The sequence below is a fragment of the Arthrobacter sp. Soil_N43 genome (assembly GCF_057655195.1).
Genome location: NZ_JBDGML010000059.1, coordinates 39,658 through 59,327 on the forward strand (window position 1 = coordinate 39,658; position 19,670 = coordinate 59,327).

Annotated in this window: 16 protein-coding genes and 1 pseudogene; 12 read left to right on the top strand and 5 right to left on the bottom strand. The window is 58.4% G+C overall.

Going from position 1 to position 19,670, the window contains the following annotated elements; translation table 11 throughout:
• Positions 1-35 precede the first annotated feature (35 nt).
• Positions 36-929 carry a UTP--glucose-1-phosphate uridylyltransferase GalU gene (gene galU / locus AC3A3W_RS05020; RefSeq protein ID WP_487440832.1) on the top strand — a complete coding sequence of 298 codons (894 nt, stop codon included), beginning with the start codon at positions 36-38 and terminating at the stop codon, positions 927-929.
• Between the two features lie 141 nt (positions 930-1,070).
• Here galU and AC3A3W_RS05025 read toward each other — a convergent pair whose 3' ends face one another.
• The 3 genes from AC3A3W_RS05025 to AC3A3W_RS05035 all read right to left on the bottom strand — a co-directional run bounded on the left by AC3A3W_RS05025 (position 1,071) and on the right by AC3A3W_RS05035 (position 5,204).
• Positions 1,071-1,682 carry an LPXTG cell wall anchor domain-containing protein gene (locus AC3A3W_RS05025; protein WP_487440834.1) on the bottom strand — a complete coding sequence of 204 codons (612 nt, stop codon included), beginning with the start codon at positions 1,680-1,682 and terminating at the stop codon, positions 1,071-1,073.
• 168 nt (positions 1,683-1,850) lie between these two features.
• Positions 1,851-3,731 carry a DUF4012 domain-containing protein gene (locus AC3A3W_RS05030; RefSeq protein WP_487440835.1) on the bottom strand — a complete coding sequence of 627 codons (1,881 nt, stop codon included), beginning with the start codon at positions 3,729-3,731 and terminating at the stop codon, positions 1,851-1,853.
• Between the two features lie 36 nt (positions 3,732-3,767).
• A complete protein-coding gene (locus AC3A3W_RS05035; RefSeq protein ID WP_487440837.1) occupies positions 3,768-5,204 on the bottom strand; it encodes a sugar transferase in 1,437 nt (478 codons plus the stop codon).
• Between the two features lie 418 nt (positions 5,205-5,622).
• Between AC3A3W_RS05035 and AC3A3W_RS05040 the strand changes: the two genes are divergently transcribed.
• From AC3A3W_RS05040 to AC3A3W_RS05075, 8 genes are all read left to right on the top strand, one after another.
• On the top strand, positions 5,623-7,137 hold the full coding sequence (locus AC3A3W_RS05040; protein ID WP_487440838.1) for a tyrosine-protein kinase domain-containing protein: 1,515 nt from the start codon (positions 5,623-5,625) through the stop codon (positions 7,135-7,137).
• A 274-nt stretch (positions 7,138-7,411) separates the two neighbouring features.
• The gene (locus AC3A3W_RS05045; protein WP_487440840.1) at positions 7,412-7,741 is read left to right on the top strand and encodes an acyltransferase; all 330 of its coding nucleotides are present in this window, start codon (positions 7,412-7,414) and stop codon (positions 7,739-7,741) included.
• Between the two features lie 394 nt (positions 7,742-8,135).
• Complete coding sequence (locus AC3A3W_RS05050; RefSeq protein ID WP_487440841.1) at positions 8,136-8,882, top strand: glycosyltransferase; 747 nt, start codon at positions 8,136-8,138, stop codon at positions 8,880-8,882.
• A gap of 82 nt (positions 8,883-8,964) precedes the next feature.
• On the top strand, positions 8,965-10,023 hold the full coding sequence (locus AC3A3W_RS05055) for a polysaccharide biosynthesis protein (RefSeq protein WP_487440842.1): 1,059 nt from the start codon (positions 8,965-8,967) through the stop codon (positions 10,021-10,023).
• A complete protein-coding gene (locus tag AC3A3W_RS05060) occupies positions 10,020-11,090 on the top strand; it encodes a polysaccharide pyruvyl transferase family protein (RefSeq protein ID WP_487440844.1) in 1,071 nt (356 codons plus the stop codon). Before AC3A3W_RS05055 ends, AC3A3W_RS05060 begins: the two co-directional genes overlap by 4 nt.
• 56 nt (positions 11,091-11,146) lie before the next feature.
• Positions 11,147-12,184, top strand: a complete 1,038-nt coding sequence (locus AC3A3W_RS05065) for a glycosyltransferase family 4 protein (protein WP_487440845.1) — start codon at positions 11,147-11,149, stop codon at positions 12,182-12,184.
• A complete protein-coding gene (locus AC3A3W_RS05070) occupies positions 12,181-13,263 on the top strand; it encodes a glycosyltransferase (protein WP_487440847.1) in 1,083 nt (360 codons plus the stop codon). Before AC3A3W_RS05065 ends, AC3A3W_RS05070 begins: the two co-directional genes overlap by 4 nt.
• 56 nt (positions 13,264-13,319) lie before the next feature.
• Positions 13,320-14,732 carry an O-antigen ligase family protein gene (locus tag AC3A3W_RS05075; RefSeq protein WP_487440848.1) on the top strand — a complete coding sequence of 471 codons (1,413 nt, stop codon included), beginning with the start codon at positions 13,320-13,322 and terminating at the stop codon, positions 14,730-14,732.
• 187 nt (positions 14,733-14,919) lie between these two features.
• On the opposite strand, the gene AC3A3W_RS05080 is transcribed toward AC3A3W_RS05075, so the two are convergent.
• On the bottom strand, positions 14,920-15,384 hold the full coding sequence (locus tag AC3A3W_RS05080) for an Lrp/AsnC family transcriptional regulator (RefSeq protein ID WP_487440849.1): 465 nt from the start codon (positions 15,382-15,384) through the stop codon (positions 14,920-14,922).
• Between the two features lie 159 nt (positions 15,385-15,543).
• Here AC3A3W_RS05080 and pdhA point away from each other — a divergent pair, with 159 nt between their 5' ends.
• Genes pdhA through AC3A3W_RS05095 form a run of 3 tightly spaced genes read left to right on the top strand, consistent with a single transcriptional unit; the run spans position 15,544 to position 19,470 of the window.
• Positions 15,544-16,806 carry a pyruvate dehydrogenase (acetyl-transferring) E1 component subunit alpha gene (pdhA, locus tag AC3A3W_RS05085; protein ID WP_487440850.1) on the top strand — a complete coding sequence of 421 codons (1,263 nt, stop codon included), beginning with the start codon at positions 15,544-15,546 and terminating at the stop codon, positions 16,804-16,806.
• On the top strand, positions 16,803-17,915 hold the full coding sequence (locus AC3A3W_RS05090) for an alpha-ketoacid dehydrogenase subunit beta (protein WP_487440852.1): 1,113 nt from the start codon (positions 16,803-16,805) through the stop codon (positions 17,913-17,915). The genes pdhA and AC3A3W_RS05090 overlap by 4 nt, the downstream gene beginning before the upstream one ends.
• A 4-nt stretch (positions 17,916-17,919) precedes the next feature.
• The gene (locus AC3A3W_RS05095) at positions 17,920-19,470 is read left to right on the top strand and encodes a dihydrolipoamide acetyltransferase family protein (protein WP_487440854.1); all 1,551 of its coding nucleotides are present in this window, start codon (positions 17,920-17,922) and stop codon (positions 19,468-19,470) included.
• A 52-nt stretch (positions 19,471-19,522) separates the two neighbouring features.
• Here AC3A3W_RS05095 and manB read toward each other — a convergent pair.
• A pseudogene (gene manB / locus AC3A3W_RS05100) lies at positions 19,523-19,670 on the bottom strand (phosphomannomutase/phosphoglucomutase); the annotation flags it as partial.

The following is a 19,670-nucleotide window of genomic DNA, read 5'->3' on the forward strand; positions in this document are numbered from 1 at the left end:
TTTGTATTCGGCAAGTCAATTTATAGGGTTCGTTCATGAAAACATTGGGGAAATCAGTTCGTAAGGCCGTCATTCCCGCGGCCGGCTTGGGCACCCGCTTCCTGCCAGCCACCAAGGCGATGCCGAAGGAGATGCTGCCGGTAGTGGATGCCCCGGCCATCCAGTTCGTCGTTGAGGAAGCGGTGTCGGCCGGCCTCACTGACGTTCTGATGATCACCGGCCGCAACAAGCGGGCCTTAGAGGATCACTTTGACCGCGCGCCTGCTCTGGAGCGCACGCTGGAACTAAAGGGTGATCAGGCGCGGTTGGACGCCGTCCAACACGCGTCGGGCCTCGGGCCCATCCATTACGTCCGTCAGGGTGAGCCGAAGGGGCTCGGGCACGCTGTTCTGTGCGGGCGACAGCACGTGGGGGACGAGCCGTTCGCTGTCCTGCTGGGTGATGACCTTATCGACGAGCGGGACGAGCTTCTGACCACGATGATGGACGTCCAAGCGAAAACCGGCGGCTCGGTGATTGCCCTGATCGAGGTGGAGCCGTCGCAGATCAGCGCCTACGGCTGCGCTGACATCTCCGCGATTGAGGGCGAGGACTTTGTTCGGGTCAATAGTCTGGTGGAGAAGCCCTCTGTGAACGAGGCGCCGTCCAACCTGGCTGTCATCGGGCGCTACGTGCTGCACCCGGCAGTGTTCGAGGTTCTGGAAGAGACGGAACCCGGACGAGGCGGCGAAATTCAGCTGACCGACGCCCTGCAGACGCTTACCGCGGGGGAGGGGGAGGGCTCAGGAGTTTATGGCGTTGTCTTCCGCGGCCGCCGCTACGACACCGGCGACAAGCTGAGCTACCTCAAAGCGGTGATCACGCTGGCCTCCGAACGTGCTGAATTTGGTGAGGACCTGAAGTCCTGGATGAAAGAGTTCAACGGCTGATTGACTGATTCTGCTTGAAGAGCCCGGAGCGAATTGCACCGGGCTCTTTTCTGTTGCGTAGTTGACGACATACAAAGAGGCGGGTGCTTCTCTGATTTCCAGAGAAGCACCCGCCTCTTTTAGAGCGTTAGAGCCTAATGCTTAGGCAGAGGCCTCAGCGTTGGCACGGCGGCGAACGACTACCACCGAAGCAGCACCCGCTGCCAGTGCGCCGCCACCGACGAGCGACCACAGAATGAGGCTGGAGTCGGCACCGGTGTTGGCGAGCCCTGTGCCGCCGGTGTTAGCCAGGCCAGCACCGCTACCATCGGTGCTGGACGAGCCAGCTGCGGTCCCGGCAACGGTGATGGTCTGGGTTGCGACCTTGCCCGAGGTGACACCCGTAGCAGTCAGCGTGTAGACGCCAGAATCGCTGATGGTCAGCGGGTATGCGAAGGCGCCAGCGGCGTCAGCTGTGGTGCGGAACTCCTGTGCCGCCATAACGACGTTGATCTTGCTGGGCACACTACGGCTACCGTTGGCGATGCTTGCGCCGTTGGATGCCGGAGGCGTGCCTGGCGTTACGCGGATGATGAGCTGTTCACCAGCGAGGAAGCCCCGGCCGGAGAAAGTGAAGGCTTCGCCGGGTCCAACCACGCCGTCAGAAACAGCAGCATTGGCGGGCGGTGCCGGGTAGTTGGCGGCCATGGCCGGCGCGGTGCCGGTCAGTGCGATAGTTCCTGCGAGCGTGAGCGCAGCAATAGACTTCTTCATTTATGTCCCCCTGAGACCTTATAACACGGATGTCACATTATTGTGGAGATTCCCCATCCCCATGTGACCGTGGGGTGAATCTCGTTGTCCTGCCCACCAAAGATTAGCATCCCGGTATGGGTGCATCCAAAGTGAATCCAGACACTTTACAAACTGTTAATGAGTTGGCTATGGAGCCGGAACGCACTTCTCGGAAATCGTGCTCAAAACGACCTCCTTGAGCCCCTGGACGGTTGGCGTGACCGACAGGCTTGGCTCTGCGTGCTGCACTATCTTGTCGAAATTGAACTCGACGGTGCTGCTTTGGCCGGGAGCGAGCTGCATGGTGACCATTCCTACCGGGCGACCACTGTGTCTATGAGAGGCAAATTCTGTCTTCTTACCGGCCACAAAGACTGTTTCTACATTTGACTGCACGGGTCCATACGCGATGATGTTCGTCTGAACGCTGCCCGCAGGAACGCCGAATGCACCTCCACCGGTCACGTATTCGGGAAGGGATGTAGCCGCGTCCTTGGGCGCTGTGTTGGTGCTGGTGATGCGCACCTTGACTTGGGCGTAGCCGTCTGTGGTGCATTCCTTTATTAGTTGCGCAGTCCGCTTGACGTAGAAGTCCATCTTTGCGCCCGTACCATCATTGAAGTATGCGCCGAATTGCGCTGGCGAGTTGCTGCTGGCAGAGATCGAGCCACCGAGGGGATATTTAGCGATTACGGATTGTTCGGCGGATGCAGCCGACCAGACGAAAATCCTGCCTTCGTCGACCCCTCTGAAAATGCCTTCCATCAGCTTTACGTTGTCGTTCTTGCCAGACGACAACGTCCCAAATATCTCCTTAGCGACGCTTGCAAAGTACAAGTCTTGCATCCTGGGTTCGGGTACCTCTGCGTAAACGTCGGAAAGTAGCGTCTTTACTACGTTTGCTTGAGTCAGTTCGGTTGGCAATGCGCCGCTCACCAAGTCTTGCACTTGCGGATCGGACAAAGTTACAGGGCCGGTGGCGCTCAGCAGGTAGCTCAACGCAACAGGGTCAATCGAAACAACACCGTCGAGACGTTCACCGGTCTTTTGCTGCCACATGGCCAATGCAGCACTCGCCGACGTCGGAAAGTCTGGCGTGAGATTGACGTCCTGCATGTATTTGCCGACGCGGCCCGAATAAATCTGGCGTTGTTCGGGTTCGATCGGAATGGTTGGAGCCATGGCCCCCAGCTCGGTTGCGCTCGTCTGTCGATCGAGGGACACCTGCCCGTGATCTACCTTCATCACAGCCAAGGCACCAGGTATTCCCCCAGTGGCTCGAGTCTCGGCATTGTTCTGGATGAGCAGGAGATAGTTTCGTGGCGTTGAAGCCCCTAACATGCCAGGGGCAAGCTGTACTGCGTCGGCCGAGCCTTCCAAAGTGGCCGACACCGCTCGTAGCTCGTTGTACGCGTTTGCTAAAGGTTCAGCAACCTGCGGGAACAATGCAGTTTTGTCGATATTCTGCAGTCGATCCGCAGATACGGCCACGGCGTGAGCTGCGGACGTGACGTCCGGTGACGCACGTTGAAGGCGACCAAGGTCCATGCCTGCGCTGCTAGGGAAAAGACTGTCCCACTCCATTAGTGCGTAGACTCCTGCAAGAGGCTTAGCTCCCAGGGTCACCACGTCGTCTGCGGCGCGAGCAACTTCCGAAGTCGCGCTAAAATTTGGTCCGATCCAGGGCAGTGCCGCGGCTAGTATCCAGAGCGGATCTTCAGTCGCACTCCGCGCCTTCGCCGTATGGGCTGCCATCTCCTCGACATCTTGGGTGGCAGCCTGATTCTTCTTGTCCAAGATGGACTTTTTGAGCTGAGGCAATATCTTTGCTGCAGCGTCCAGTTCAGATTTGACGACGCTTGCCTTGATACCCAGCCAGCCTGCGGCTCCAAAAAGGAGGACTGCCGCAACACCCAGCCAGACGGCAACGGCAACGACCCGGGACCGAAACAACCGCCGAGAACGGCTTGGGGTGTCATTTGATGACCCGGTTCGGTTTCCCCGGGGCGATGCGGGTAAGTCAGTCATGGACACAAATAACCTCTTCGAAGATGGTTGCGGCGGCTAATATGCGCCCGTGCTACGGAAAACCGCTCGAACTGTGCGGAGAAGGATTACAAAATCACCGGCTAGCGACCAATTCTCGACGTAGTAAAGGTCCAAGCGAACTGAGTCTTGCCATGAGAGATTGGAACGGCCGCTCACTTGCCAGAGCCCGGTCAGGCCGGGCTTTACCAACAGTCGGCGTCGTACGTCGTGCTCATATTCTGCTACTTCTCTGGCCAAGGGCGGGCGGGGGCCTACGAGGCTCATGGAGCCTCCGAAAATGTTGAATAGCTGGGGCAGCTCATCCAGGCTTAGTTTTCGGAGAAAGCCACCGACACGCGTGACGCGTGGATCGTTCTTGATTTTGAACAAAACCCCGTGCCCTTCGTTTCGATGTTCTAGATCGGCAAGGCGGGCCTCGGCATCGACGACCATCGACCGAAACTTCAGCATCTTGAAGGTGCGTCCCTCGATGCCCACTCGTTCCTGTCTGAAAAGGGCGGGTCCCCGACTATCTGCCTTCACCACGATTGCTATTATCGCCATCAGCGGCGAAGCGGCGACTATAAGCAACCCCGACACGACTACGTCAAATAGGCGTTTGGCAACACGCTGGCCGCCCTCGAGAGTCGGAGTCGTGACGTGTATCAGGGGCAATCCCGCGACCTGTTGCGTGTGGATCCGCGGTCCAGCGATATCTGTGAGGGCCGGTGCCATGATGAGTCCGACGTTGCGCGCCGCCAGTTCCCAGCCGAGGTGACGCAGAGTCTGCGGATGAAGCTGAACGCCGGCAGACACGGCCACGGCGTCCGCCTCACACACGTCGATAGCAGCCATAATCGCAGACGCAGAAGGGGCGTGGCCCAAAATTGGGAGACCGGACACGGGTTCATTCGGTTCCGTATGGACGGTACCGGGAATGTAAGCGGCAATGGGTAGATATCCTGCGTGTTTTGCCCGAGCCAGGCTGGAAGACAGGTGGGCCACGGCACTGGCTCCGCCGATAAGCATCAGTCGAGACATGCTATTGCCATTTTGCCGGTCAACGCTTAGGTGCTGCCTCATTAGCCAACGGGCTAGGAGCAGCCCGAGCAAGCCCGCCGGTAGTGCGACACCGACATAGCCGCGTGCCGTGTCAATCCGCGATACGTAAGAAAATATAGCCACCAGCCCGAATAACCACAGGGAGGCGGCAGCCACTCTCTTGTATTCCTCGGTCCCAGCTCCCAAGATGTGGCTTTGCCGGCTGTTCCAGGCCGCCAACATTAGCCACCAGCCAATGACCAGCGCCCCGGAGATCCAGACATACATTGAATCTCCGTCTGACGCACGTTGCTCTGTCTCCAGGCCGAACCGAATGATGTAAGCGCCAGCAACCGCCCAAACAATGACTGCAGCGTCCACAACGGCGATGCGTCGTGAGTACTTGAGTCGCCAGTCAAGAGTGCGCCCCATGAACTCCCCCAATTACCCCCGCTAGTTCCCGACTCTGATCGTCATCAGATTACAGGTTCTTTCGACACGACCGATCCGGGTCGTCGTCACATTCCAGTGGGCGTTCTTGACCGTCATTAGTAGCTAGGAGCGAGTGAGTGGCCATGGGGCTGATCAGCGATAGCTGCAGTGTAGCTGGCGCCCGCGAGCAGTCCCCTTAGGAATTGGATTATCTTGGGCCTGCAGAGGACCGCTCGTTGGCAATTGATGCGGCGCGGGGACCTTCATGTGCCAGCTTGCATTGAGCACTGAAGAGAAGGGCCAAGGGCAATCAGGCAGGGTCTGAGCGTCTAGTATAGTTATGACCGCACGAATATTGCCGTTCTGCTGACGTGCCTCGGGCGGGTCTCGGCACAAGCCCAAGGGGGGACTTCGGAGTTTGGAAATACGTGACTACCTTCGGTTGCTCAGACGCAACTGGATCATGATCGTGGTGCTGGCTCTCGCCGGTTTAATAGCTGGCGGAACAGCGTCCCTTTTGGCAAAACCAAGCTATTCATCGACGACGCAACTTTTTGTTGCCATCCAGAGTTCTGGCAGTGTAACCGAGCTACAGCAGGGAAACACCTTCAGCCAGGCGCGCGTCCAGTCCTACGTCAAAACAGTGACGACGCCAGCCGTTCTCGACCCCGTAATTGAAAAGCTCGGGTTGAACATGACAGCGATCGAACTGGCTAATGAAATAAAGGCCAGTTCTGACCTTAATACCGTGCTCATCACGATTTCGGTCAATGACAACTCGCCGGTGCAGTCCGCCGCAATCGCCGCCGCTGTCGCAGACAGCTTGGTAAAGGCTGTTGACAGCCTGGAGAAGCCGCAGAGTGGCGGGCAGTCGCCAGTGCGACTTTCCGTCGTCACTCCAGCAACAGCACCCGAGGCGCCGACGTCGCCCAACACTAAGCTGAATCTGATCTTAGGCTTTGCTGTGGGACTTGTCTCAGGTATTGCCGCTTCAGTACTCAGAACCATCTTGGACAATAAGATCCGCGGTGAAGTCGACGTACGCAGTGTAACGTCAACGCCAATCCTCGGAGGTATCACCTTCGATGCAGACGCCATTAAGAAGCCTCTTATCACCCACGTCGAAGCACTGAGTCCACGAGCGGAGTCGTTTCGTCAGTTGCGTACGAACCTCCAATTTGCCCATATAAGCAACAAGAGCAAGACCGTGCTCATCACTTCGTCGCTTCCAGGGGAGGGTAAGAGTACGACCGCTACGAACTTGGCCATCTCTATGGCGCAGTCGGGGCAGTCCGTTGTGTTGATAGATGCAGACCTGAGGCGGCCCATGGTTGGGGACTACTTGGGACTTGATAGGACGGTTGGGCTCACAACCGCGCTTATTGGTCAAGCTGATGTCGAGGACCTCCTGCAAAGCTGGGGAGCGCATGACCTTTACGTTCTAACTTCCGGTCAGATTCCGCCGAATCCGAGCGAACTCTTGGGCTCGGATCAGATGCGTCGGCTACTGGAAAAGTTGGAGGCGACATTTGACGCCGTCATAATAGACGCACCGCCGCTACTTCCCGTGACTGACGGAGCGGTGCTCTCTCAGCTGGTCGGCGGCGTCGTCGTTGTCGTTGGGATGCAAGGTGTCCGCCAAGCGGAATTGGAAAAGTCGCTCACGGCCCTCGAAATGGTTGAAGCTGAAGTACTTGGATTAGTTTTGAACCGAATCCCTGCCAAGGGTCCAGATGCTTATGCGTATGGGGGCTACTACAGGTACGAAAGCCGCAAGTTGGTTCGCCAGACAGAGCCTCAGTTGAGCCAGCACGATGTGGTTTCGCCTGGAAGCAGGCGATTGTCCGGTAAAGCCAATCTCCAGCCCTCAGAATTTGGGGAACTTATGCTGCCCGGCAACGAACGTGCACCTCAGCGTTTCCGCTCAAATTAGCCAATACCGCTTCGGCTGGTTCGATGTTGTCGAAAGCCAGCAGTGCTTGAAAGGGTTCACCATGCCAAAGGTTGCAGTCAGAAAGTTAAGAAGATTGACGGAGGTGGCCTACAACCTCGTTTTCACGCACTTTCCGTCTCACACCGTCCGCCTATCAGTCCTACGATTAGCTGGGGCGAAGATTGGCCAGTCGACGTCGATCTTTCGTGGGACAACTGTGCTTGCGGCTGACTCTCTGGAAGTAGGTGACAGCGTCTCGGTAGGATTCCGTTGCATGTTGGACTCACGCGGCGGCCTGGTTATCGGCGACAGGACGGTCATTGCGAGCGACACTCAGATCATCACTGCCGCGCACGAGGTCCATTCCCCGAGTTTCGCTGCATACATGAAGCCGGTGAACATCGGTTCCTATGTATGGCTCGCGAGTCGTGTGACGGTACTCCCCGGTGTCTCCATTGGTGACCGAGCGGTCGTCGGCGCCTGCTCCTTGGTCCGGAAAGATGTCCTCCCTCAGGAAATCGTGGTGGGAAATCCAGCTCAGAAGGTCGGTAATCGAGAGGCCGAACTCGATTATGATCCCGCCTACCGGCCGCTATTTTACTAGGGTGACCGTGATATCGACACAGGATGACACCAACCACGACCTTGAACAGGTTCCTGCGACACTGGTAGTCGTTGCGCCACGCGCAAACTCGGGTGGAGTCGGCGATTACGCTGAAGACTTCGTGTCGGAGGCGGCCAAAGGCTTCCAGAGCTTTCACGAAATTCGTACCGGTGGCCCTGGGCAGGTGGGGATCCTTGACCTGGTAAAGGACCGCCTACGTCTCAAGCGCGTACTGAAGCAAGCGAGAGGCGACGGACGACCCGTCGTCCTGCACTTTGAATTGTCTGCTGGCTCCTTAGCCCCCTTTTGGCTATTAGCGGGGCAAAGAGCATCACTCACGACGGCCACAGTCCACGATCCGCCCTTTAGTGTGTGGTGGCCTTTTAGGTCAAAAATGATAGCCAAGAACAGATGGATTAATCATGGACTGCACTTCCCATTGCGTAGGCTGAGTGCGGCTATTGAGCGACGAGTGTTGAGGAATACGGTACTTATCGCTCTGAGTGATCTGGGCAAGACCGGATTGCAGCAAAAGTTTCCAGGCTGCGAAGTGCTCAGTGCCCGGCACTACGTGCCTTCACGACCGAAATTATCGCCAGCAGTTCAGCGGCCGTTGGCCATTGGACTCTTTGGTCATGCATACAAAGGCAAGGGCTTCGACAGACTCGTAGAACTTCGGAGAGTTCTTCCGGACCAAGTTGACATTGTTGTTGCCGGGCGCGGCACAGAGAAGTTAGCACCGGTACCTGGGGTGACCATCTTGGGCGGCGTCGATGGCGCGGCCGAGGATGACTTCTTCAACTCGGTGAGGGCCATACTTTTGCCGTACGCAAATACGAGCCGATACGGCGAAATCCTTTCGGTCTCCGGAGTGGCTGCTAGGGCCTTTGCCTACGGAACTCCGGTTGTTGCTTCCGAGTCGGGCACGCTATCGGAGGCTTCGCGAGATGGCGGGCTCGTCACGGCACCAAACGATGTCCAGCTCTTGTCAGATCTCACATTCGCTACTGTGACCGACGACGCTACTCTGAGACTCCTTGGAGAACAGGCAACCTTGTTGCAGGCTTCTCGGTCACTGGCCGAAGCCGTGACGCCTTTCAAGGAACGTTGGGGAAAAGTTGCTTCGAAATCTCCGGCGTGAGTCCAAAATACTAACCGCCCTTTGGGCCTCCGGCTGGATGTATCTCGGACGCTTCCTGGGCTTGGGTTGGACAGTCGTGGTGGTGGCCCAACTGGATGTGGGCGATTACGGTCGATACGCAATGGCTTTTGCGGCCTCCGGAATATTTGTCGGCGTAATTGACAACCCTTTTCTTGTCAGATCGATTCGAATCTCCGAGCGTGCTTTTGAGCGGGAGCGACGGGTACGCACATCTTTTAGCGTGGGCTTGATTCTGGCTGGCTTAAGCCTTATTCAGGTCAACTATATTATTGGGTTTGCTATAGTCATTGCCGGCGGAGAAATAGCATTGAATGCGCTTAAGTCGCACTCAGTTCGTGGTGGTCTAGTGGACCGAGTGATGCTTCTGGATCTCGTTAGACAGGCTCTAAGCATTGCTGTTGGCGGCGCGTACCTGGTCCTATCAGCGGATCCAAGTGTCGAAATGGCCTCGCTTCTATATGCCGGAGCGTATTTGGGTGCAGTTCTCGTTGCCGCCTTGCGATATGGCTTCGCCCTCCCGCGGTTGCCGGGGAAGGCCCGAGAATCCGTCCTGCTCAGCTTCGGGGCGCTGGCCGGCGCCGGATACGCGCAAGGTGACGTATTGGTCCTCGGGATCGTGGCTGGCGACGAAGCGGCGGGAACCTATTCAATTGCCTCGCTTATCGCGTGGTCTGCAGCCGGATTGTTTCTGAATCACGCGAACACTCACGTTAGAGAGTTGCGGGCGGGTGGGCCTGGCGCTCGTCTTGTGCGTGTTGTGCCCCCGGCCATTGGCATAGGTTCCATCGTGCTGCTCGGAGGCCTTCTGTTGACTTGGTTGGGGATGATGGACCCCCTCGGCCCGACTCTAACCGTCTTGTCCCTGTTCGTAGTCCTCAGAGCGGTAAATCATGTATGTACTGTTGCTCTAACTGTGGCGCGGAAGGACGTGACACGCACGTTGGCGACTGTTGCCACAACACTGGTGGATTTCTGCTTGGTGCTTGTCTTTGTGTCGCAAGGCAGCATTGGTGCCGCCGTGGCGGCCGTCATTAGCGAGGCTCTTCTATGTCTTGTCTATTTAAGAGCGCACAAAAATGTCTCTGCATATATCGGCTCAAGAACCAGGGAAATCGTATGATGAAGAATGCTGGGACCGTATGGTTGTTGGGTGCCTATGGGAATGGGAATCTCGGGGACGATATGCTGGGCGATCTCGCCCGTAGATCACTCGAATCTGCGGGTCTGCGACCCAAGGTGTTCGCTGGTGAGTTTTTTCCTTTCGCGAAAGACTCGGTTCACGGACGACGAGCGATAGTCGCGAATTTGCGTAGGCGTGACCGGCTCCTCATCGTGGGAGGAGGTCTTCTTAACGATCATTTTGGGCACGGTTTCTTGATTCACTTTGCGTCACTAGCCATTGCACTCCGTCTGAAGGGGATAGAGCACTCATTCATTGGGATCGGCGTAGAGGGCTTCAAGACGAAGCTCGGGGCAATGTTGGCCCGTGTCGCGTTAGGCCTGGCTCGGTCCGTTTCCGTTAGGGACCGGCCATCTAAGACGAATATTGAACGCATAGGTGGCACTGCTGAGGTGATTCCAGACATTGGATGGTTGGCGCGACGACACCTGCCGGCTGCAAGTCCCTCGGCAGCAAGACAACGTGTGGTGTTCACGATCGCAATCGAAAATGAATCGTTCAGATCGACTCGAGAGGAAGTCATTCGAGTCGCTGTAGCAGAGGTCTTGCAGAAAACAGACAAGGACGTCGTGCTCGTTGCTATGCAGACCAGCTCGGTTCCAGCTTTAGATGATTACCGGTCACTGTGCGCCATCCAGCAGGGCCTTGCTTCGAACCGTGTCTCTGTGATCCGCCCGGAGAACTATCGGGACCTTTACGCCGTCTTGCAAGAAGCAAGCGTGGTCGGCGGGTATAGATTGCACGCGGGCGTGCTGGGTGCCATAGCAGGCAGTCGTGTCGTTGCTGTCAGTCGATCGCACAAAGTACGCGAAGCCTTGTCTATGCTTCCTCAATGTTTTGTGGTGGACGAAGAATCCTTTGATGCTGCTGAATCTCTTTCACTTGGTTCCAAGATTGTCGAGGCATGCTTACTGCCTGCAGTCACCGAGAAAGAAATGCAAATATTGGACAGTTATTGCGAGACCATTGAGCTGGAACTCGTAAGTAAGGGAAGTGGCGTTAATTGAAGGTCGACTTTCTCTTATCTAAGGATCCCGCCACCGAGCATGGCGGTGACGTGGCCATGACTAAGCTCGTAATGTCACTGGCCCAGGAAAGCTTCGCCGTCGGGGGCATAGCTTTGAGCCCCAACTCTCACATCTGTGATGACGGCATCAGGCGGACGGCGAAGCCGCCGCTGAACAATGTTTCATTGTTAGCTAGAAGTATTCGAACTCAGAAGAGTCTGATTCACTGTCGTTTTGAGACGCCAGGACTTGAGAGCGCTATTGCCGAATCAAAAGCAGATCGATTCGTCGCGGAGCACACGTACATGGCTGAATCATTCCTTACCGCGAGACCTGGTGAAGCGCGGGAATCGCTGATGGTCAATAGTCACGTTTCTGAAGCAGACGTGTGGAAAAATACCCGACCGAAACTCATGCAATTTGAACATCGCCGACTTGTCAATGATGAAAATCGCATTGCAAGGCTGGCGCGATCGACTGCCTACTTCGATCGGGGAGAGGTGCTGAGTTCGCGAGCGGCGAAACCCTATTGGCTTAATTTGACGCTAGCGCCTAAGGTGGCATCTGATCGTTCCTTGACGCCCCCGACCCTTGTGTTTCTCGGAGATCGTACTTGGCCTCCCAACGAAGACGCAGCCGAACGCACGTTGAAATTGTGGCCTCTCATTTCAGCGGGAATTCCCAATGCCCGTCTTGTGCTTGTCGGTAAGCCTGCCGGGAGGACTCGGCCTAGACAACTGCCGCCCGGTGTTCAGGACATGAATTTCGTGTCAGATTTGGATGGACTTTTGTCTAGTGCGCGGGCGTTGATTGCCCCGGTGCAGACTGGTGGAGGCGTCCGCGTGAAGATACTCGAAGCGGCCTCAATTGGGCTGCCCGTATTGGGAACGCGTGCTGCCTTGGGATCATTACGAGATGTTCTTCCGCTGGATGAACATGACGATGAGGCCAGTCTTGTAGAGGCGTCCCGAGCTTTGTTGATGGATCCCCAACTTGCTAGACGAAGCGGAACGGATCTATTTCAAGCAAACGCCGATCGTTGGACCCAAGGGGCTCCGCATACTGTTATTCATGACTGGTTGGTTGGACAGTGAACTCTACTTGGACTATTTCCCATGATTTTGCTTATCATTTTGGTGGCGCTGAACGTGTGACCGCGCAGTTGCACGCCGCTGTCGGAACAGAGAAAGTAAAAATTCTGGCTGGGAATGTTGAAACCGTTGAGCGGATGGGAATCGGTGAATGCTACGAATTCTTATCCCCCAGCTGGGTCAATGAAGAAAATTACCGACCCTTAGCCGTCATGCATGCGCTAAATGCGCTTATTAGCTCAAGAGTTGATGGCAATTTGTTGGCGTCTTCCTATGGATTTTCCCACATGGTGAGAAGCGAAGGTACCAAGGTCGTTTACTGTCATTCGCCGTTACGCCAGGCATGGAGCGGGGTGGAAGAGTATTCCAGATCTATGGGTAAAGCAGTTGGAGCTGCCTGGCGATTCGGTGCCGCACCTCTAATACGCGGCCTTGATCGCCGTTCTGTTCGCTCAACGGACCACTTCATATCGACTAGTAGGGCCGTTCAAGGCCGTATTCGTCGCTATTACGGCCGTGACTCTGAGATTATCCCTCCCCCTGTCGAGGACTTCTTCTATCCGTCTTATGTACCCACAGCTGATCATAAGGACTACGTGTGGGCTGGTCGGATCGTTGAACCCTACAAGAAGCTCGGCATTCTGATCGATGCATTTTCAGAGTCCCCAGGCCGAACGCTCACTGTCGTCGGCGATGGGCGAGATCGGCAAGCGTTGGAAGCCAGAGCACCTCGCAACGTAAAATTCGTGGGTCCAGCTAGTTCGGAGGCTCTCGCGGAGATTTTTCGGCGTGCGTCTGCCGTCATAATGCCGAGTGAGGATGATTTCGGCATGGTGGCCACTGAGGCTATCTCGACCGGCACGCCCGTAGTTGCTTTCAGAGGCGGTGGTGCGCTTGACACCGTGACACATGGTAAATCTGGAATTCTTTACGATGAGTCTTCGCCCCGCGGTATTCTCCGCGGGTTACATGAGTTTGAACTTCAATCATGGAACCGAAAGGAGGTGGCAAAATGCGGCGATCCATATCGGGCCGCTACTTTCCGCCAAGCGATAAAAGGTTTCTTGGCCGGCATAGATTAGATCCCTATTTCCTTATTCTGCTCCCCGTCGTAATTGTAGTTTCGGGGATAGTAGTAATGGCCGACGGGATGTGGCGGACCGTGGCTTTGGCCCTCATCGCCGGCCCTATTGCCGTTGCCATCGTTTTTCGTCGACCTGTATTGATCGCCAAGAGCATAATGATCGTCCTTGGTGCCGCACCTTTTTCCGCGGTGCCGCTGTTGGGGTTTCAGATTCAGTTGATTCTCTGTTTGACGGTCATTTATTGGATATCGGTAGCCATAGGCTTGATCCCGAAACCGGCCTCTGGAGGGGTGTGGAAACCTGGACTTATCGCAGTTTTTGGATTGTTGTTTGCAAGCTTCTTGGCGTACATAGCGACTCGAGGGCGGTTCGGGCTTTCCGACGATATCGAGTTTTGGAAATGGGCCATCGCAGTCAGTCTTGTGTTAGTTCTAGTTCGTCACACTGCACACGAAATACGCCAGCTTGCCCGAACGTTTGTTGTCGCGACCGCCGCTGGTGCAATTTTCGCCCTAGCCAGCATTGTGCCTGGCGGATCATTTCTTCTTAACCTCTTGGGTGCGATCGGTTATCAGCGGAATGCGGACGACAGTCAAGCATATTTTCTGCAAAACGGCGAACGGGTCGCTGCCAGACTATCGGGCAGTTTCGTGGATCCGAATATTGCAGCTATGTTCTTTTTTGTAGCGGTTGTTATTGCTTTCTTGCTTTTCAAAGGTCACGGCCGGTTTTGGCTAGTCTGTGTACTTCTCGTGGCGCTTGTGGCAACGCTCAGTCGCGGTGGAATGCTCGCGCTCGCTTCGACCTTGATAATTTTTGTGGTGTTCAATCGGAAAAATCTCGGGCGGAGGGCGGGCGTTCTGGTTGCGAGTGGTGGAGTCACTGCGCTCGTGTTTGCGATACCTGTTACGCGGCAGCGGCTGTTGACTAGTTTTGGCCAGCAAGACGTAGGGTCTGTGGACCGTCTCGAAGCCCTAGACCAGTTTTCGTCCATCATGACCAACGATTGGTTATGGGGTCTCGGGTGGGGACGCCCAGAGTTTCGAAATGCGGCCGTGTCGTACGCGGTCAATATGGTAGCGAATGCTCCCCTTGCCAGTGTGTATCGGGCCGGTCTGGTGGCTGGGATAGGTTTCCTCATTGTCCTTCTCATGAGCGTATGGGCCGCAATGATGATGATACGCAGGGGGTCGTGGCGGAGTGTTGCAGCCGGGGGCATGGTCCTGGGTTTCATAGGTGCGCTGCAGACCGGTTATGGCGTGATCACGATTACGCCCATGACTGCCTTGATGTCTGTGCTTCTGCTAGTGATTCTACGGATGGATGCCTTTTTGGACGCGCCAGGCAAGGATCAGACGCGATTGGGTCCCGATTTGGAAGCCCAGGCGACAGATTTGAGTTCATTTCAACAACGCGCCCGATTGAAGGCGCCACGCTCCGCGCCGATGCGATCGGGCGCGATGTAAGGCCGTTGACATGGTTCACCGCAATTGTTTGACGGCTGGCCGCAACCCATTGGTCGGTGTTTCTGCGCCCAGAGGAATGCTATTCAAACACGTGATCATCGGACGGTATCTTCAACCGGTCTGTACAAACATCTCGTCTCGCGGCGCAGCTTTATGTCAGAAGGGGGATGAGTGAGAAGTCAGGAAGCTACCGCGTATCCACATCCTCAAACACGAGAAAAGTCTGCGTATCCAGCACCCCAGGCATGGACTGCAATTGGTCGAAGATCACCCTCCGCAGGTCCACGTTGTCCACGGCCCGCACCAGTAAGATGACGTCAAAGTCCCCGCCAACCAGCGCGATGTGGTGCACCTCAGGGATCGCCCGCAGCAGTTCTCGGAGCTCACGCCAGGAATGCTGCCGCACCTTCAGCGTCACGTAGGCGGAGGACTTTAGGCCGGCCTTGATCGGATCCACCAGGGCTGTGAACTTGGTCAGCACGCCCTCACCGGTCAGCCGGGCGATCCTCGTGTAGGCGTGTGCGCGCGAGATGTGGACGTTCTCGGCCACCTGCGTCACTGACATCCGTCCGTCCCGCGTCAGCTCCGCGATGATGTTGCGGTCCACGTCGTCGAGCGGCACCGCGACCTGCCCAGGATCGGCTCCTGCCATTTGTCTACTACTCCCGTCGGTAACCCAGCTCACACTTACGATTTGTCTTTCAGAGTAGGGCAATATCCAAAAGTTCTCCACGATTTTCGCTGGGGCTGGATACGAAACATCGTCCGGGATGATACTGAGAGCGAATAGTGGCTACAGAAGGACGGACCAATGACGATCTCCGCGGACCACACTGCCCCCGAGCAAGCAGCGCAGGGCGGGCAGGCGCCGGAGCAGGCGGAAGACCTGCACCTTGAAGGCGCCGCGGCCGAGGCCGTGCGCAAATTCGGCATCACCGTCGAGGACTACATGCTGCCGGCCCGCCACCAGATCCAGATGGTGGACCAGGACGGCAACCTCAAACCGCACTCCGAGCAGGGCACCGAACCGGGCCACGAGTACCCGCTGCCGAGTGACGAGGAACTCCTGGCCGCCTATGAGCAGCTGGTCGTCGGGCGCCGGGTCAATGACCAGAACTCCGCCCTGGTCCGCCAAGGCCGCATGGCCGTCTACCCCTCCAGCCACGGCCAGGAGGCCTGCCAGGTGGCAGCTGCGCTCTGCTTGTCGGAGGGCGACTGGATGTTCCCCACCTACCGGGACTCCGTCGCCGTGATGGCCCGCGGCGTCGATCCGGTGCAGACAATGACGCTGTTCCGCGGCGACTGGCACAGCGGCTACGACCCCGCCAAGCACAAGGTCGGCATCCAGTGCACCCCGCTCACCACTCAGCTGCTCCACGCCGTCGGCGTCGCCCACGCTGCCAAGCTGCGCGGGGAGGACACCGTCGTCCTGGCCATGTGCGGTGACGGCGCCACCAGCGAGGGCGACTTCCACGAGGCCCTGAACTTCGCCGCCGTCTTCCACCTTCCGGTGATCTTCTTCGTGCAGAACAACCAGTACGCCATCTCCGTGCCGCTCGCGCACCAGTCCGTTGCACCGTCGCTCGCCCACAAGGCCGTCGGCTACGGCATGGCCGGCGAACGCGTGGACGGCAATGACGTCGTGGCCCTCCTCGCGGTCCTGGACCGTGCGGTGAAGCTCGCCCGCGAAGGCTCCGGACCGCTCCTCGTGGAGGCACACACCTACCGCATGCAGGCGCACACCAATGCGGACGATGCCACGCGCTACCGCCAGGACAGCGAGGTGGCCCAGTGGGTGGCCCGCGATCCGCTGTCGCGAATCAAGAGGTACCTGACGGACAAGGGGCTGCTGGACGACGAAGGCGAGTCCCGGATCGCTGAAAAAGCGGAAGCGGTTGCCACGCAGCTCCGCAACGGCCTCAGTGAGGAAGTCCCCGTGGACCCGCAGGATCTCTTCAACCACGTCTTCTCCACCCCGACCCCGCAGCTCAAGGAACAGTCCGCACTGCTCGCCGACGAGCTCGCCCGCGACGCCAGCGCCGGCGCTTCATCCGACACGGAGGCCGCACGATGAGCCCCACCATCACCACTTCGTCCGAGGCCAACGGCAACGTCAGCTCCGCCACGGCGAGGGCGGCCGCCTCTGCCGCGGCTTTCGCCGAGGCGGCCGGCCCCCAGCCGGTCACGATGGCGAAGGCCCTTAACACCGCGATGGCCGACGCCATGCACGCCGACAAGTCCGTCCTGGTGTTCGGCGAGGACGTCGGCATGCTCGGCGGCGTCTTCCGCATCACCGACGGCCTCACCAAGACCTTCGGCGAACAGCGCTGCTTCGATACGCCGCTGGCCGAATCCGGCATCGTCGGCATGGCCGTGGGCATGGCCATCAACGGCATGCGCCCCGTCATTGAAATGCAGTTCGACGCATTCGCCTACCCGGCATTCGAACAGATCGTCAGCCACGTGGCCAAGATGCACAACCGGACCAAAGGCGCCCTCAAACTGCCCATGGTCATCCGCGTCCCGTACGCCGGCGGCATCGGGGGAGTGGAGCACCACTGCGATTCGTCCGAGTCCTACTACGCCCACACCGCCGGTCTGAAGGTCTACACCCCTGCAACGGTGGCAGACGCCTACCGCATGCTCCGGGAGGCCATCGACTCCGACGACCCCGTGATGTTCATGGAGCCCAAGAAGCTCTACTGGTCCAAGGACCTGGTGGATCTCGAGGCGCTCCGCAGCGAGCACGAATCCAACGCCGAACGGGGGACCTCCACGGAAGGCCGTGCCGCCGTCGCCCGTCCCGGTACCGATGCAACACTAATCGCGTACGGGCCGTCCGTGCCCACCGCGCTCGCCGCCGCTGCCGCCGCGGCTGAGGAGGGCCGCTCCCTGGAAGTCATTGACGTGCGCACCATCGTGCCGTTCGACGACGAGACCGTCGCCGCCTCCGTCCGGAAGACCGGCCGCGCTGTGGTGATCGCCGAGGCCCACGGCTTCGCCTCTGTGTCCTCCGAGATCGTGGCCCGCGTCCAGGAGCGCTGCTTCCACCACCTTGCCGCGCCGATCCGCCGGGTGACGGGCTTCGATGTCCCGTACCCGGCCCCGAAACTCGAGCACTACTACCTGCCCGGCGTGGACCGCATCCTCGACGCCGTGGACGACCTCCAGTGGGAAGACTGATCAGATGAGCCAAACCAAAGTATTCCTCCTCCCCGACCTGGGCGAGGGCCTCACCGAAGCCGAACTCGTGAACTGGCTCGTGGCCGTCGGCGACGAAATCCGTGTGGACCAGCCCATCGCCGAAGTGGAGACCGCCAAATCCATGGTGGAAGTCCCGTCCCCGTACGCCGGCACCGTCGCCGAGCTGCACGGCGAACCAGGCCAGACCCTGGACGTGGGCAAGCCTTTGATCTCGGTGACCGCGCCGGTCGACCTTGTCGAGACCGCAGGTGCCGAATCCAAGTCCCCGCTGGTTGAGCCTGTCGAAACCAAGCCTGCAGAAACCAAGACCCCGGTGGTTGAGCCTGTCGAAACCAAAGCAGCAGCCGAAACCTACCGCGAGGAAGAGAAAGCCGGCTCCGGCAACGTCCTCATCGGATACGGCACCCCGGGTGGCACCGCAACCGTGCGCCGGACCCGCCCGCGCCGTGCGCATTCGCTGGTTGAGCCTGTCGAAACCAATACTGTCGAAACCAAGAGGCAAGCCGAAAAGCTGACCACTGCCGCCGACGACCTCCTTCTGACGCGCACCCGCGTCCCCGGCAAGCTAGGGGCTGTCATCTCCCCGCTGGTCCGTCGAATGGCTAAGGAACACGGCGTGGACCTCGGCCATGTGCAGGGCTCGGGTGACAGCGGCCTGATCATGCGCCGCGACGTCGAAGCCGCCATCAATCCTCCGGTGGTTGAGCCTGTCGAAACCGAAGCGAGCCCGCTGGTTGAGCCTGTCGAAACCCCGCGCCGACCGCTGGTTGAGCCTGTCGAAACCAGCAAGCCCAGTGCCGACGCCCGCACCGGCCTCGGCGTCATAAGCCGCACCCCGGTCCGCGGCGTCCGCAAGGCGGTAGCCGCCAACATGACCCGCAGTCGCTCCGAGATCCCTGAAGCAACGGTCTGGGTAGATGTCGACGCGACGGCGCTCGTTGAGATGCGAGCCGAGCTGAAGAAAAAAGAGGGACACGATGCTCCCGGCCTCCTGGCCTTCATTGCCCGTTTTGTCACTGCTGGGTTAAAAAAGTATCCGGAACTGAACACGAGGATCGTCACTGCGGAGGACACGTCCGGCGGCGAACAGCAGGAAATCGTCGCCTTCGATGGAGTCAACCTGGGCTTTGCCGCCCAGACGGACCGGGGCCTGATGGTTCCGTCCGTCCGCAACGCAGATAGGCTCAGCGCCCGGGAACTGGACGCAGAGATCAAGCGGCTAACTTCCGCCGCACGCGACGGCAAAGCGACACCTTCCGACCTGGCCAGCGGCACTTTCACGCTCAACAACTACGGTGTGTTCGGCGTGGACGGCTCGGCGGCGATCATCAACTATCCGGAGGTTGCCATCCTGGGCGTGGGCCGGATCATCGACAAGCCGTGGGTAGTCAACGGCGAACTCAAAGTCCGGAAGGTCACCGAGCTGACGCTGACGTTCGACCACCGTGTCTGCGATGGAGGCACGGCGGGCGGATTCTTGCGCTACGTGGCCGAGGCTATCGAGAAGCCGGGTTCTGTGATGGCTGACCTGTAACGACCCGAACAAGTAATAACAGGGGTGGCAGCCCAGAGAATCGTCTATTGCCTTACCGTACCAGGGCGAGCACGCGGTCGCGGACGCGCTCCATGGTGGCGTGGTCGGTGGCTTCGGCGTTGACGCGCAGGTAGGGCTCGGTGTTGGACGGCCGGAGGTTGAACCAGTAGCTGCCGTCCGCTGCCGTGAACGTGCTGCCG

What these genes read in the sequence shown, in the direction of transcription:
- AC3A3W_RS05045 (WP_487440840.1), top strand. Translation starts at nt 7,412, where the DNA reads ATGTTGGACTCACGCGGCGGCCTGGTTATCGGCGACAGGACGGTCATT.
- galU (WP_487440832.1), top strand. Translation starts at nt 36, where the DNA reads ATGAAAACATTGGGGAAATCAGTTCGTAAGGCCGTCATTCCCGCGGCC.
- AC3A3W_RS05035 (WP_487440837.1), bottom strand. Translation starts at nt 5,204, where the DNA reads ATGGGGCGCACTCTTGACTGGCGACTCAAGTACTCACGACGCATCGCC.
- AC3A3W_RS05050 (WP_487440841.1), top strand. Translation starts at nt 8,136, where the DNA reads ATGATAGCCAAGAACAGATGGATTAATCATGGACTGCACTTCCCATTG.
- AC3A3W_RS05075 (WP_487440848.1), top strand. Translation starts at nt 13,320, where the DNA reads ATGGCCGACGGGATGTGGCGGACCGTGGCTTTGGCCCTCATCGCCGGC.
- AC3A3W_RS05065 (WP_487440845.1), top strand. Translation starts at nt 11,147, where the DNA reads ATGACTAAGCTCGTAATGTCACTGGCCCAGGAAAGCTTCGCCGTCGGG.
- AC3A3W_RS05030 (WP_487440835.1), bottom strand. Translation starts at nt 3,731, where the DNA reads ATGACTGACTTACCCGCATCGCCCCGGGGAAACCGAACCGGGTCATCA.
- AC3A3W_RS05095 (WP_487440854.1), top strand. Translation starts at nt 17,920, where the DNA reads ATGAGCCAAACCAAAGTATTCCTCCTCCCCGACCTGGGCGAGGGCCTC.
- pdhA (WP_487440850.1), top strand. Translation starts at nt 15,544, where the DNA reads ATGACGATCTCCGCGGACCACACTGCCCCCGAGCAAGCAGCGCAGGGC.
- AC3A3W_RS05025 (WP_487440834.1), bottom strand. Translation starts at nt 1,682, where the DNA reads ATGAAGAAGTCTATTGCTGCGCTCACGCTCGCAGGAACTATCGCACTG.
- AC3A3W_RS05090 (WP_487440852.1), top strand. Translation starts at nt 16,803, where the DNA reads ATGAGCCCCACCATCACCACTTCGTCCGAGGCCAACGGCAACGTCAGC.
- AC3A3W_RS05060 (WP_487440844.1), top strand. Translation starts at nt 10,020, where the DNA reads ATGATGAAGAATGCTGGGACCGTATGGTTGTTGGGTGCCTATGGGAAT.
- AC3A3W_RS05080 (WP_487440849.1), bottom strand. Translation starts at nt 15,384, where the DNA reads ATGGCAGGAGCCGATCCTGGGCAGGTCGCGGTGCCGCTCGACGACGTG.